This window comes from Limnohabitans sp. TS-CS-82 (assembly GCF_002943475.1).
Genome location: NZ_PTQX01000002.1, coordinates 493,657 through 506,650, shown reverse-complemented (window position 1 = coordinate 506,650; position 12,994 = coordinate 493,657). Strand labels below are relative to the sequence as shown.

At 58.4% G+C, this 12,994-nt stretch carries 15 protein-coding genes; 9 read left to right on the top strand and 6 right to left on the bottom strand.

The features are described 5' to 3' along the window. Positions 1-26: 26 nt before the first annotated feature. Complete coding sequence (locus C5F52_RS06745) at positions 27-1,244, bottom strand: CaiB/BaiF CoA-transferase family protein (protein ID WP_104797556.1); 1,218 nt, start codon at positions 1,242-1,244, stop codon at positions 27-29. 104 nt (positions 1,245-1,348) lie between these two features. Between C5F52_RS06745 and C5F52_RS06740 the strand changes: the two genes are divergently transcribed. Next, the gene (locus C5F52_RS06740; RefSeq protein WP_104797555.1) at positions 1,349-2,266 is read left to right on the top strand and encodes a LysR family transcriptional regulator; all 918 of its coding nucleotides are present in this window, start codon (positions 1,349-1,351) and stop codon (positions 2,264-2,266) included. A 63-nt stretch (positions 2,267-2,329) separates the two neighbouring features. Here the strand turns inward: C5F52_RS06740 and C5F52_RS06735 are convergent, their stop codons facing one another. Both C5F52_RS06735 and C5F52_RS06730 read right to left on the bottom strand, forming a co-directional pair. Then, entirely contained in the window at positions 2,330-2,584 is a 255-nt protein-coding gene (locus C5F52_RS06735; protein ID WP_104797554.1) for a hypothetical protein, read from the bottom strand. A gap of 82 nt (positions 2,585-2,666) precedes the next feature. Then, entirely contained in the window at positions 2,667-3,089 is a 423-nt protein-coding gene (locus C5F52_RS06730) for a thiol-disulfide oxidoreductase DCC family protein (protein WP_236657760.1), read from the bottom strand. A gap of 42 nt (positions 3,090-3,131) precedes the next feature. Here C5F52_RS06730 and C5F52_RS06725 point away from each other — a divergent pair, with 42 nt between their 5' ends. Next, complete coding sequence (locus C5F52_RS06725; protein ID WP_236657758.1) at positions 3,132-4,445, top strand: amidase; 1,314 nt, start codon at positions 3,132-3,134, stop codon at positions 4,443-4,445. 201 nt (positions 4,446-4,646) lie between these two features. Next, entirely contained in the window at positions 4,647-5,039 is a 393-nt protein-coding gene (locus tag C5F52_RS06720) for a hypothetical protein (RefSeq protein WP_104797551.1), read from the top strand. On the opposite strand, the gene C5F52_RS06715 is transcribed toward C5F52_RS06720, so the two are convergent. Then, on the bottom strand, positions 5,036-5,962 hold the full coding sequence (locus C5F52_RS06715; protein WP_104797550.1) for a 3'-5' exonuclease: 927 nt from the start codon (positions 5,960-5,962) through the stop codon (positions 5,036-5,038). The two genes, C5F52_RS06720 and C5F52_RS06715, sit on opposite strands and share 4 nt — an antisense overlap. 30 nt (positions 5,963-5,992) lie before the next feature. Beyond that, complete coding sequence (locus tag C5F52_RS06710; protein ID WP_236657757.1) at positions 5,993-7,213, bottom strand: MFS transporter; 1,221 nt, start codon at positions 7,211-7,213, stop codon at positions 5,993-5,995. Between the two features lie 137 nt (positions 7,214-7,350). Between C5F52_RS06710 and C5F52_RS06705 the strand changes: the two genes are divergently transcribed. From C5F52_RS06705 to C5F52_RS06690, 4 genes are all read left to right on the top strand, one after another. After that, positions 7,351-7,905 (top strand): phospholipase D family protein, encoded by a 555-nt coding sequence (locus C5F52_RS06705; protein ID WP_104797549.1) that lies wholly within the window; start codon positions 7,351-7,353, stop codon positions 7,903-7,905. 189 nt (positions 7,906-8,094) lie between these two features. Then, positions 8,095-8,640, top strand: a complete 546-nt coding sequence (gene phaP, locus C5F52_RS06700) for a phasin family protein (protein WP_104797548.1) — start codon at positions 8,095-8,097, stop codon at positions 8,638-8,640. 102 nt (positions 8,641-8,742) lie between these two features. Continuing rightward, positions 8,743-9,852 carry an NAD(P)/FAD-dependent oxidoreductase gene (locus C5F52_RS06695; RefSeq protein ID WP_104797547.1) on the top strand — a complete coding sequence of 370 codons (1,110 nt, stop codon included), beginning with the start codon at positions 8,743-8,745 and terminating at the stop codon, positions 9,850-9,852. Between the two features lie 47 nt (positions 9,853-9,899). After that, positions 9,900-10,394, top strand: coding sequence for a C40 family peptidase (locus C5F52_RS06690; RefSeq protein ID WP_161499662.1), 495 nt, complete (start codon positions 9,900-9,902; stop codon positions 10,392-10,394). Positions 10,395-10,458: 64 nt separating this feature from the next. On the opposite strand, the gene C5F52_RS06685 is transcribed toward C5F52_RS06690, so the two are convergent. Then, the gene (locus C5F52_RS06685) at positions 10,459-11,541 is read right to left on the bottom strand and encodes a quinone-dependent dihydroorotate dehydrogenase (RefSeq protein WP_104797545.1); all 1,083 of its coding nucleotides are present in this window, start codon (positions 11,539-11,541) and stop codon (positions 10,459-10,461) included. A 41-nt stretch (positions 11,542-11,582) separates the two neighbouring features. Between C5F52_RS06685 and rpiA the strand changes: the two genes are divergently transcribed. Next, a complete protein-coding gene (gene rpiA, locus C5F52_RS06680) occupies positions 11,583-12,293 on the top strand; it encodes a ribose-5-phosphate isomerase RpiA (RefSeq protein ID WP_104797544.1) in 711 nt (236 codons plus the stop codon). Continuing rightward, entirely contained in the window at positions 12,290-12,994 is a 705-nt protein-coding gene (locus C5F52_RS06675; RefSeq protein ID WP_104797543.1) for an SDR family NAD(P)-dependent oxidoreductase, read from the top strand. The genes rpiA and C5F52_RS06675 overlap by 4 nt, the downstream gene beginning before the upstream one ends.

The following is a 12,994-nucleotide window of genomic DNA, read 5'->3' as shown; positions in this document are numbered from 1 at the left end:
AGACCTTACTTGTGTGAATGTTTGAATTAGGGGGTGGGCATTTTTTGCGCTTCATGCGCCTTGACTGCACCGCTGGCCACCCACGCAGACACGGTGTCGGCAGACACGCCCGCTTGTGCAAATACATCGTGCGTGTGCTCGCCCAGTCGCGGCACCGAGTTCACGGGAGGGCGTTCGCCGTCAAACAACACGGGCACGCCGGGAAAGCGCAAAGCGCCCATGGCGGGGTCATCCAACTCAGCAAAGAATTGGGTGGCTTGTAAATGCGGATCGGTTTTGAGGTCGGCCAAGGTGTTCATGCGCGCCGCTGGAATTTCCAAACGCTCGCACAGCGCCAACCAATGGGCGGTGTCGTGCTGCGCCACGATGTGCCCGGTGATCTCGTACAAAGCTTCGATGTGTTGCGTGCGAGCGGGCATGCTGGTGAAGCGCGCATCGCTCGCCAGTTCGGGTTGGCCCACGCCTTGAAAGAACTTCTGCCAGTGCGCGTTGGTGTACGGCATCATGCACACATAGCCATCGCTGGTGCGGTAGGGCCTGCGCCAATCGGCCAACACGCGTGGGTAGCCGGGGGCCGATAAGGGCGGCTCAAAGTGTTCGCCGTAAAAGTTCTCGACCAAGTTGAACGCCACCATGGTTTCAAACATGGGCACTTCCACCATGCCGCCCACGCCCGTGGCTTGGCGTTTCATCAAGGCCGCCATGATGGCCATGGCCGCTACCAAACCGCTGGTTTTGTCAGCAGCGATGCAAGGGAAATAGCGGGCTACGCCGCTTTGTTGTTGCATCAACGCGGCGCTGCCAGACAGGCCTTGGATGATGTCGTCATACGCGGGCTTGCCGCCGTAAGGGCCCGATGCAGTGAACCCGTGCAGGCCTGCAAAGACGAGTTTTGGAAATGCGGCCAGCAACGCCTCGGGGTCTAAGCCCACCGCGCCTAGTTTTTGGGGCCGCATGCTGTGCATGAACACATCGGCGGTGGCAATGAGTTGGCGCAAGGCGGCGGGGCCCTCTGGGTTTTTGAGGTCGATCACCACGCTTTTTTTGTTGCGGTTCACGCCTAAGAACAGCGCGGACATGCCGTTTTCGTGGCCGGGGCCGGTGTAGCGGGTGGAGTCGCCTTCTGGCGATTCCACTTTGATGACTTCGGCCCCTAAATCGGCCAACCACTGGCTGGCGTAAGGCCCCATCACGACGACGCTGGCGTCGACGATGCGAATGCCTTGAAGCGGCAACTGGCTCATTGGTCTGTCTCCTTGTTGGATGTCTTGTGCGCCTGAATTTAGTGTGCCGTCATAATTGAGTCCAATATTAATAATTTACAAACCAATACTTAAACGGTATCAATATGAACCTGCGGCAACTCCAACAATTCGTCGCTTTGGCCGAGACAGGCAACTTTCACAAAGCCGCCGAGCGCATGCACATGGCGCAGCCGCCCCTGTCGGTGTCGATCAAAAAGTTGGAAGACGAGTTGGGCGGGCCCTTGTTTCTGCGTTTGTCCACCGGCGTGCAGTTGACGCCTGCGGGGCAAGCCATGTTGGCCGACGCTAGGCAGGCTATTTTTCACGCGCAGCAATGTCAGCAAGCGGTGAGCACGGCGCTGCAGGGGGAGGGCGGTGTGTTACGAGTGGGGTTTATCGGATCGGCCACGTACTCGCTGCTGCCGCAATTGATCCCGAGTTTCAGACGGCGTTTTCCTAAAGTGGAATTGGTGCTGGATGAGTCAACCACAGCCAACATCTTGACCCGACTGGAAGCCAATACCTTGGATTTGGGGCTCGTGCGTTTCCCGGTGTTGCATCCCGGTGACTTTGAGCTCACGCCAGTCGAGAACGATGAGTTTGTGCTGGCCGTGGCGGCAGACAGTCCTTGGCAGAATCAAGACTGTGTGGCCTTGTCGGCGTTCGCACAAGAACCGTTCGTGATGTACACCGAGGCCTCGGTGCCCAACTTGTTCGCGGTGGCCATGCTGCGTTGCCAGCAATCGGGCTTCACCCCACGCATCGCGCAAGATGCGGTGCAGGTGCAAACCATCGTGAGTTTGGTGGAGAGCGGCTTGGGCGTTGCGCTGGTGCCGGGTGTGGCGCGGCGTTATCGCAACCAAGGCGTGCGGTTTTTAAGCCTTTCAGACAACCCCGAAAAGCTCAACATTGGCATTGCTTTGGCCACAGTGCGTCAGTCCAGCAATCGCTTGGTGGAGCGATTTATCCAACATGCCAAGACAGAGCAAGAGGCGTCAAACCATGGATTGCGTGATATTTGAATGGGGCAGATTCATAAAAAAAGCGGCTCAACGAGCCGCTTTTTTGTGGAGTCATCCAAGCGCTTAAGCTTTGGTTTCTTCTTTGGCCACTGCCGCAGGCTCCGCCTCTTTCTTGGGAGGGCTGCAGTCGAAGCACACAAACATGGAGGAGCCCAAGATGCGTTTGAACGAGCCGTTGTTGCGTGGCTTGTGAACGCCGCACTTGATACAGCTCATGGTGTCGCCGGTGCGGCCGAGGCCTTCAAACGGTGAACCGCCCTTTTTTGACTTGTAGCGCAAACCATCGTTGGAGATTTCTGTTTTTTCTGGGCGTGACATTCGTTTGACTTCTCGGGGCAAAGAACGTATTTTCGCAAATTTATCAACCGATCAGACGGTCAATGCTCAAAAAGCCCAAAAATCACCGTAAAAAACGTTTTGAAAGCCTCAAAACGCTGGGTCCAATGCGTTTGGAGATGGCTTGGCGGTGCTTGGCGAACCACACGTAGGCCGGTTGCAGCATCGGTTGTAGCCAAGATCTCGACAAAATCCAAGCCAAAAGTGGCAGTTTGGCCAATTTGTAGGCCAAGGCAAACACGGGCACGCCCACCAACACCTCGCCTTGTGCCGTGCGTCCATGAATTTGCGCCATTGCCAATTCACACGAAATGGCGTGGGCATGGGCGTCAAAACTGCTGTGCGCCACATCCACAAAACCCAACTTTCCCTCGGCGTTGCGGGTTTGTAAAAACTCAATTTCGGCCACGCACAAAGGGCATTGGCCGTCGTAATAGAGCGTGAGTTCGGGTGCGCTGGGCATGACAGGGGCGGTGGGTAAAACCATCAATAATCGAAGCCAATGAGGCTATCACACGAGGAATTTCCGATGTCCGACACGTTTTCTCACACCACGTCCGAAGCTTGGGTGACACGCAGCTTGCAACAGGCCCACAGCGAGGCGGCGAAACATGTGTTCACCCATTTGTTCGCGGACCAAGCCTTGGCGCAGGCCCGAGCGGCAGACGTGGCCCGCCAGTCCGGTGCGCCTTTGGGAGCTTTGCACGGCTTGCCCATCACGCTCAAAGACAACTACGACCTAGCAGGCCAGACCACGATGGCAGGCACGGTGGTGTGCGAGGGCGAGCCCCCTGCGGCACAAGACGCGGTGGCGGTCACCCGTTTGCGCCAAGCGGGTGCCGTGATTTTGGGCAAAACCAATATGAGCGAGTTTGCGTTTTCTGGCGTGGGCATCAACCCGCACTACGGCACGCCGCGCAACCCGTGTGACGTCGCGGTGGCGCGTGTGCCAGGGGGCTCGTCGTCGGGTGCTGCGGTGTCGGTGGCCTTGGGCTTGGCGTTGGCGGGCTTGGGCTCAGACACGGGCGGCTCTATTCGCATTCCGGCCGCGTTATGCGGTTTGGTCGGGTTCAAAAGCACGCAATCGCGCATTCCTTTGCAAGGGGTGATGGAGTTGTCGCGCACGCTCGATACCGTGGGCGCGATCACTCGCAATGTGCGCGACAGCTTGGTGGTGGAGGGCGTGTTGTCGCAGCAACCCGTGTTGGCCGAGGCGGCGGATTTGCGCGGCGTGCGTTTTGCCGTGCCGCAAACTTTGTTTTTGGATGAGCTGGACCCCGCCGTGGCCCAGGCGTTTGCGCGTGCATTGACCCGCATTTCAGCGGCTGGCGCACAGGTGGTTGAATTGCCTTTGTCCGCGCTGAGCGAGATCGCAGCGCGCAGCCAGCCTGGCGGCTTTTCGCCGGTCGAAGGCTTTGCCGCACACCATGCGCGTTTGGCACGGGCCCCAGAGCGCATTGATCCGCGTGTGGCCGCGCGCATGGCGCTGGGGGAGGGGGTCAGCGCGGTCGAATATTTGAGCTTGCACAACCGGCGCCACGAATGGATTGCTCACATGGAGGCCGAGTTGCAAGGCTTTGATGCCATGCTCAGCCCCACGGTGGCCTTGGTCGCACCGGAGTTGGCGCCCTTGGTGGCCGATGACGCAGCGTTTTTCAAGGCCAACCGCTTGTTGCTGCGTAATCCGTCGGCCATCAACTATCTGGATGGCTGTGCGTTCAGCTTGCCCTGCCAAGCTGCGGACGAATTGCCGGTGGGCTTGATGGTGTCTGCGGTGCGCGGCCGCGACGCCCGTTTGGCGGCCATTGCTTTGGCCCTGGAGCCTTTGCTGGTGGTGCCTTGAGGTACGTTTGGCACGTTTGCATCGCCTTTACAGGGGACGCGTGCCATGGTGAGTTGGCGATGAACAATAGCCAAGGCCCTTACAGAGGCGGCTATCGCCACGCTGATGATTGGGGGAGCGTTGTCATCCGCCAGCGTATGACGCGCGTTGTGTGTGGGACCGCAAGGTCTTTGATCGCAACTTTTGCAAAGTGAGTTCCCCATGAAACGTCTTCCCCAACTCTTGCTGTGTTTGTTGGTCTGTGTGAGCGCAGTTCCCGCGATGGCGGACGGGCGTGGTCATGGCGGCGGCAGACACGGTGGCGGACACGTGAACCATTACAACGGCGGCTACAACGGTGGACACCATGGCGGTGGTTATGGCTACCGCGGAGGTTGGAACGGTAACTGGGTTGGCCCCGTGGTGGGCGCGGCCCTTTTGGGTGGTGCCATTTATGCAGCCAGCACGCCCAGCTATGCCGTGCAACCGCAAATCGTTGTTGCCCCCCAGCCCTATGCTGTAGGTCCTCGCGTGGCGTACTTTTGCAGCACGGCTCAGGCTTATTACCCCCAAGTGCCCACCTGCCAAGTGCCTTGGCAAGTGGTGAACTATTAAAGCGTCACCACCTCTTTGTGGCCTTCGCGGCTGGAGTAACGCACTTGGCCGCCTTGGGTTTCAATCTCAACCCGTGCGCTGCGCTGGCCATAGACGCGACTCTTGAGCCAGTCCAACTCTTGTTGTCTTTCTTGCGGGCCCGCCACCACGCAGCTCCAGCAGCGCAACTCGGGCGACCAACGGTAGCCGCGTGTTTTGAGCATGTCTTTGGTTTCAAACGGTGAGTTGAGCGCATAGATTTTTTCTTGCGGTTTATTCAACGTTTCGAGCAAGGCCAGCATGGCGGTTTGCTGGCTTTGCGGCAGCACTTGGTTGAGCAATTCCAGCAGCGCCCAGCAATCGGCTTCTGCGCGGTGGGCCTCGTAAAAATAGCCTTGCGTGCCCACCAAATACTCCAGCTTGGCTGAGCCAAACCCTTCATCGCGCCAGTTGATGTCGTTGATGCTGCAGGCCCAATTCAAGTGTTGAAACAGGGGCCAGCGCGCTTCCACAAACGGGCGGTCAAACTTGGCGTTGTGAGCAATCACCACTTGCACGTCTTTCATCAGCGCAGCCACTTGGGCGTCGTCAATGCGTTTGCCTTGCACCATGTCGTCGGTGATGTGGTGCACCGCGATGGTGGCGGGGGGAATGGCAAAGCCAGGGTCTTCCAGCTCGTCAAACACGTTCAGCACTTGGTAGACCACACCGGTTGCGGGGTCGAACTCAAACACCAGCATGCCCAGCTCGATCACGCGGTCGTTGGTGGCGTCAAGACCGGTGGTTTCGGTGTCGAGCACCACGCCTTTGCACAAACGCTGGCCTGGTTGTGCCTCGTTCATCGTGTGGCGCGGCACCAAGCGGCGCAGCACGCGGTAGTCAGGGTGCTGCTCCAGTTGTTGGGCGAGTTGTTCGAGGGCGTGGGGGGAGAGCGTGTCGGTCATACGAGAGGGAAACTGTGAAATGAGAAAAGTTTAAGCGCGGTCGGCTTCGGTGGCGTTGCGTTGGGCCGTGGCCCGCGAAAAAAACAAGCCCAAGGCCACGACGGCCAAGGCGTCGCAGGCCATCACGGCGCTGGATGAGAAATGGCCCATCAGCGCCGCCAACGCCAGCACGCCCAAGGATTGCCCCAAAAACAAAAAGCCCGCAAACAAAGTGACGCCCGTGGCGCGAGCCGTGGGCACCATTTGCGTGGCTTTGGCTTGCATGGTGTTGTGAAACATCGCAAACCCAAAGCCCGCCACAAAACACGCGGGGATGGCCAAGGGCCACCACGGGGTGAGGGCGATCACGCCAAAGGCCAAGCCCAAAGCCCAGCCGCCGTAGCGCGCCAAGCCCACCTCGCCAAAGCGCCGAATCGTCACTTTGGCCGAGGCCATATAAGCCATGCCACCCAAGCCAAACAGCGCGGTGGTGGCGCCTGCCAAGGTCAAAGAAATGCCATGTGTGTGGTGCAAGTGCGAAGCCGTCACGGCCAACAAGCCAAACACGGTGGCGCCTTCAAGTAGCGCGGTGCTCAGCAGCGTGCGCGCCCAAGGGTTGTGCGCGACTTGGGCGAGTTGTTTGAAAAAACCAGCCGGCGCGTGGTCGGCAGGGGGCGTGTGGTCGAGGCGTGCGCTATGACGCCACAGCAACCAAGTGACGCTGCAAAAAAAAGCCGCCATGAGCGCAAAGGCCCAACGCCAGCCCAGCGTGTCGGTCAGCAAACCGCCAAACAACTGCCCCGCCGTGATGCCCAGCATGGTGCCCAAGCCCACACGTGCCAAGGTTTCTTGACGCATTTCGTAATGCACCATATCGCCCACCCACGCCATGGTCAACGGAATGATGGCCGCCGCCGCCAGCGCTGTGACGACCCGCGCCGCCACCAGAAATGGCAGATCGCTGCTGATGGCCGACAACACGCAACCCACGGTGCAGACCAAGGTGGCCAGCATGACCACGCGGTACTTGCCCAAGCGGTCGCCCACGGGGCCATAAAACAACTGCATCAAGCCGTAAACGATGGCGAAGACCGAAATGACTTGGGCCACTTCGCCGATGGGGGCGTTGAATTCGCGCGACAGCTCCGGCAGCATGGGGTCGCAAATACGCTGCACCGCCATGCTCGAAAACGTGGCCAAAGACAACAGAAAAATCGCCCGACGGGTGGCGGGCGACAGGTCGTGAGAGGGAGTATGTGGGTGAGATTTCAAAGCTCCGCCACTTTACTACGGGCTGGGTTGTGCATTTGTCGCTCAGGTTCAATCGTGTTGATATTGTTGGTTGATCTGAATTTGTGAATAAATTATCGATATCTATATTGAAGTCATTGAGTTGCTAACATTCAAGCATGGTGTCTTCAGGTGTTGTTCGTGGTGTGTGGGCGGTGTGCGTGTTGGTGCTCAGCACGGGCTGCACGTCGTTGGGTCAATCACCCGATGTGTCTACATCCAACGCACCCACGGCCGAGGTGTTGGGGGTTTATTTCAGCCCACCCGCGGGTGCGGCGACGGCGATTGTCAAAGCCATCGACGCCAGCGAGCGTGAGGTGCTGGTGCAGGCCTATGGCTTCACGCACCACGCCATTGCCCAAGCCTTGGTTCGGGCGCAGCAGCGTGGGGTGACGGTGCGGGTGTTGCTGGACATGAAAACTGGCAAATCCAACCGCGATGTGGCCCAAGCCTTGGAGGCTGGCCACGTGGCCATGCGTGAAGACGGCAAGCACGCCATTGCACATAACAAAGTGATGGTGATTGACGAGGCTGTGGTGATCACCGGCAGTTTTAATTTCACAAATTCAGCAGAAACGCGAAATGCTGAAAATGTTTTGATTCTCAAATCCGTTGATTTGGCACACACTTACAAAACCCAATGGGCGCAGCATTGGGCACATGGGCGGGAATGATGGCTTTGTCACGCATCGGCCTGCCAGATTTAGTCTGCCAGCTCTAAACACCCGTTTTTGCACGCCTGATCACTTGTCAACGTTGACATTGTCTTTAGAATTCAACCCATGCTGCACTGCAACAAAAAGCAGCCCAGGTGGGCAAGTTCTGAGCAGTTTTCATCCTTTTATTAATTTTGGAGATTTACCATGAGCCTGACCCCTGAACAAATCATCGCCGCTAACAAAGCCAATTTGGAAACGCTGATGGGCCTGACCAGCAAAGCCTTCTCTGGCGTTGAGCAACTCATCGAGTTGAACTTGGCCGCTGCCAAGTCTGCTTTGGCTGACTCGCAACAACAAGCCCAAGCCGCCTTGAGCGTGAAAGACGCCCAAGAGTTGGTGGCGTTGCAAGCCAGCTTGTTCCAGCCTTTGGCTGAAAAAGCAGCCGCTTACAACCGTCACTTGTACGAAATCGCGACAGGCTCTAACTCTGAGTTTCAAGGCCACGTCGAAGGCAAAATGGCTGAAGCTCAAAAAGCTTTCCACACCATGATCGACAACGCCACCAAAAACGCACCTGCCGGTTCTGAAGCCGCTGTGGCCGCTTTCAAAACTGCCGTTTCCGCGGGTAACAATGCCTTGGAAACTGTGCAAAAAGCAGTGAAGCAAGCGACCGAAGTGGCCGAAGCCAACGTGAAATCCATGACGGCAACCGCTTTGAACGCAGGCAAAACAGCCGCTAAAAAGCGTTGATCCAACGCTGACGCTTTCAGGTTTTCCAAGACCTTGAAACGGCACCTTCGGGTGCCGTTTTTTTTGGTTCTAATACAAGCCTGTTGAACAAGGAGTGCGGCTTTGGACAAAGTGGATGGCGTCGTGATTGGCGCAGGGGTGGTTGGACTGGCCGTGGCGCGTGCGTTGACGCAGGCCGCGTCCGACAATGCCCGCGATTGGTTGGTCCTCGAAGCGGCGGATGCGATCGGTACAGGCACGAGTTCGCGCAACAGCGAAGTCATCCACGCCGGCATTTACTACCCTCAGGGCTCGCTCAAAGCGCAGTTGTGTGTGCAAGGCCGCGAGATGTTGTACGCCTACGCTGCCGAGCGCGGCATTGGCCACCAACGTTGTGGCAAGTTGATCGTGGCGACACACGCCAGCCAAGTGCCGGCTTTAGAGGCCATTGTTCAAAAAGCCCATGCCAACGGCGTGACCGACTTGGTGCTGCTTGACGCCGCCGCCGCGCAGGCGATGGAGCCCGCGCTGTCGTGCGTCGCCGCCGTGCATTCGCCCAGCACCGGCATCGTGGACAGCCACGGCTTGATGCTCAGTTTGCAGGGCGATTTTGAGAACGCAGGCGGCATCGTCGCGTTCAATTCAGCGGTGACCCACGCGGTGTGCACGCCGGAGGGCATCGTTTTGCGCATGGCCGATGGCGCGGAGTTGCTGGCACAAACGGTGGTCAATGCGGCGGGTTTGACCGCCCCTTGGCTGGCGCGCCAGTTTCAGGGTTTGGCTGCGCAGCATGTGCCGCAGGCTTACTTTGCCAAGGGCAACTACTTCACGCTTTCGGGCAAATCGCCGTTTTCACGGTTGATTTACCCCGTGCCCGAAGCCGCCGGTTTGGGGGTGCATTTGACCTTGGACCTCGGCGGTCAAGCCAAGTTTGGCCCCGATGTGCAGTGGGTCGACAGCCCTGACGATTTGGTGGTGTCCCCTGAGCACGAGCAACTGTTCTACACCGAGGTGCGCAAATATTGGCCCGCCTTGGCCGACGGCGCTTTGCAGGCGGGCTATGCAGGCATTCGTCCCAAAATTTCTGGTCCAAACGATGCCGCGGCTGACTTTTGCATCCAAGGCCCTGCCGTGCATGGCGTGAAGGGTTTGGTGAATTTGTTTGGCATTGAGTCGCCGGGCTTGACCAGTTCACTGGCCATTGGCGAGGCGGTGCGGCAGGCACTGCCATAAGTGCGCAAGCAGGGATTGGCATGGGCATTGAAACGGGAACACATGCGATGATGAAACGACGCTTTCTAGCGGTTTGCCTCACGCCTTTGCTGTTCGCGTGTTCGAGCACGTCGCGCAAGGTGTCGTCCACCGACGCGACCGCACAAAGCTACCCCAACAACCCCGCCAAACGGCAAGACATCGTCATGCAAGCCATGGCCATGCTCGACCGCGGCTACACCTACGGCGGCAAAAAACTGCACACAGGGTTTGACTGTTCGGGCTTGGTGACGTTTGTCTACAAAGAGTCTGCGGGCATCCCGCTCAAGGGCAGTGCGGCGCAAATGGCCGAGGTGGCCAAACCGATTGAGCCCACGCAAGCCCACCCCGGCGATTTGGTGTTTTTCAACACGCTGGGCAGCGCGTTTTCGCATGTGGGCATTTACATCGGCTCAGGCAAATTCATCCATGCCGCGAACGAAAAAACAGGGGTGAGAACAGAGCGCTTGAACCATGTGTATTGGTCCAAGCGGTTTGAAGGCTATCGCACCGTCTTTGCTTAAAGTTTGGCTTGAGCTGCTGGCCCGAGTCACAGGCTTCTTACTTCAACGCCAAATTTTCAACGGTTTAAGCGTGATCGCGAATGGCCAGCGCAGCTTCTTTCACCAGTGCGGGGCCTTTGTAAATCAGACCCGTGTAAATCTGCACCACGTCGGCACCCGCTTTGATTTTGGCCACGGCATCGTCGCCGCTCAAAATGCCGCCCACGCCAATGATGGGGAAGTGGGGGCCCATCGCCGCACGCAGCTGGCGAATCACTTCATTGCTTTTCTCGAACACCGGTGCGCCTGAGAGGCCGCCCGTTTCGTCGGCATGTGACATGCCTTGCACCGCATCGCGAGCAATCGTTGTATTCGTGGCAACGACACCCCACGATGGCGTGCCTTCGTGCACACAATGGCGCTTCAACGTGGCCGCAATCACCGCGATTTGGTCGCTGTCCAAATCGGGCGCAATCTTGATGAACACCGGCACTTGCTTGTTGTGCTTCTGAGCCAGTTCAGCGCGGCGTTTGGCGAGCGTGCCAATCAGCGCATCTAGCGCTTCGTCGCTTTGCAGTTCGCGCAGGTTTTTGGTGTTGGGGCTAGAGATGTTCACCGTCACGTAGTCGGCGTGTGGGTACACGCCGTCTAAGCAAATCAGGTAGTCGTCGGCAGCGTTCTCGATGGGGGTGGCGGCGTTTTTGCCGATGTTCAGGCCCAAGAGCATGGGCGAGCCCGCACCTTTCTTTCCTGATTCACTGCGGAACTTCGCCAGCTTCACATTGGCCAAAAAGGCATCCAAGCCTTCGTTGTTAAAGCCAAGGCGGTTGATCAACGCGTTGGCTTCGGGCAAACGGAACATGCGCGGCTTGGGGTTGCCCGGCTGGCCTTTGGGCGTGACCGTGCCGACTTCGACAAAGCCAAAACCCATGGCGGCCAAGCCGTCAATGCAGTGCGCGTTTTTGTCCAAACCTGCGGCCAAGCCCACACGGTTGGGGAAGTTGAGGCCAGCCAGTTGTACGGGGTCTTGCACGCGGGTTTGGCAGTAGGCCCAAGCCAGCGGTGTGTTTTGTGTGCGGGCCAACATGGCCAGCGTGTGCTCATGGGCGGTTTCGGCGTCCATGGCGAACAGAAAAGGGCGGGCGAGGGAGTAAGGCAACAACGACATGGATAATCTCAAGCTTTTATAGAACCCTCGGATTTTCGCCCATGAATACGCCCACGAACACGTCGACCCAAGCCGCACCTTTGTCTCAAGATGAATTGAAAACTTTGGTGGGCCAAGCCGCCTTGCAATACGTGGTGCCTGGCGAGGTGGTGGGCGTGGGCACGGGCTCCACGGTGAACAAGTTCATCGACGCCTTGGCCACCATGAAAGACCAAATCAAAGGCGCGGTGTCGAGCTCGGTGGCCTCCACCGAACGCTTGCAAGCTCTGGGCATCCAGGTGTTTGAAGCCGCCGAGGTGGAAAGCCTGTCGGTTTACATCGACGGTGCCGATGAAATCGACCATCAAGGGAATATGGTGAAGGGTGGCGGCGCTGCGTTGACGCGCGAAAAAATTGTGGCTGCGCAATCCAAGATGTTTGTGTGCATTGCCGATGAAAGCAAGCTGGTCGATGCGCTGGGCGCGTTCCCACTGCCCGTCGAAGTCATCCCCATGGCCACCGCGCGCGTGATGCGCCAGTTCGCTGCGATGGGCGGCAGCGCCAAGGTGCGTTTGAAAGACGGCCAACCTTTGGTGACCGACAACGGCCAACACATCGTCGATGTGACGGGCTTGAAAATCAGCGACCCCCTGCAGTTTGAAACCGACGTCAGCCAATGGCCAGGCGTGGTGACGGTGGGTGTGTTTGCTCACCAAAAAGCGCAGGTGTGCTTGTTGGGCACATCCACTGGCGTGAAGACGCTGACGTTTTGAAAAGCCTAGGGCCGTCCTACCGCGCTTTGGTACTGGGTGCATCGGGTGCACTCGGTAGCGCTTTTGTGGAAGCCTTACAGGCAGACCCTGCATGCTCAGAAGTGGTGGGCCTGTCGCGCAGTTCGCTACCTGCGTTTCGCTTGGAAGACGAGGCCAGCATGGCCGCTGCGGTGGCAGTGCTTGTGGCTGAGTCACAAGCGCCGTTTCACCTCATCATCGACGCCACGGGCGCGCTCACCATCGACGGGCGGGGGCCAGAAAAGCACCTTGGCGCACTCAAGGCCACACAACTGGTCCGTGCGTTTGAAGTCAACACCATTGGCCCCGCGTTGTTGCTCAAACACTTCATGCCCTTGCTGGCCACCGAGCAGCGCAGCATTTATGCCAAGCTCTCAGCACGGGTGGGCAGCATCAGCGACAACCACAAAGGCGGTTGGTACGGCTACCGCGCGGCCAAAGCTGCGTTGAACATGGTGCTGCAAACCGCAGCGATTGAAGCGGCCCGCAAACGCCCGCAAATCGTGGTGGCTGCTATGCAGCCGGGCACGGTGGCGTCTGGCTTGTCGGCGCCTTTTGTGCCTGCTAAAGACTGTCTCACGCCCGCGCAATCGGTGGCGGGTTTGCTTGGCGCTTTGGATGATTTACCAGCACAAGCGGCTGCGCATTTTGTGGACTACAAAGGCGAATCTATTCCTTGGTGA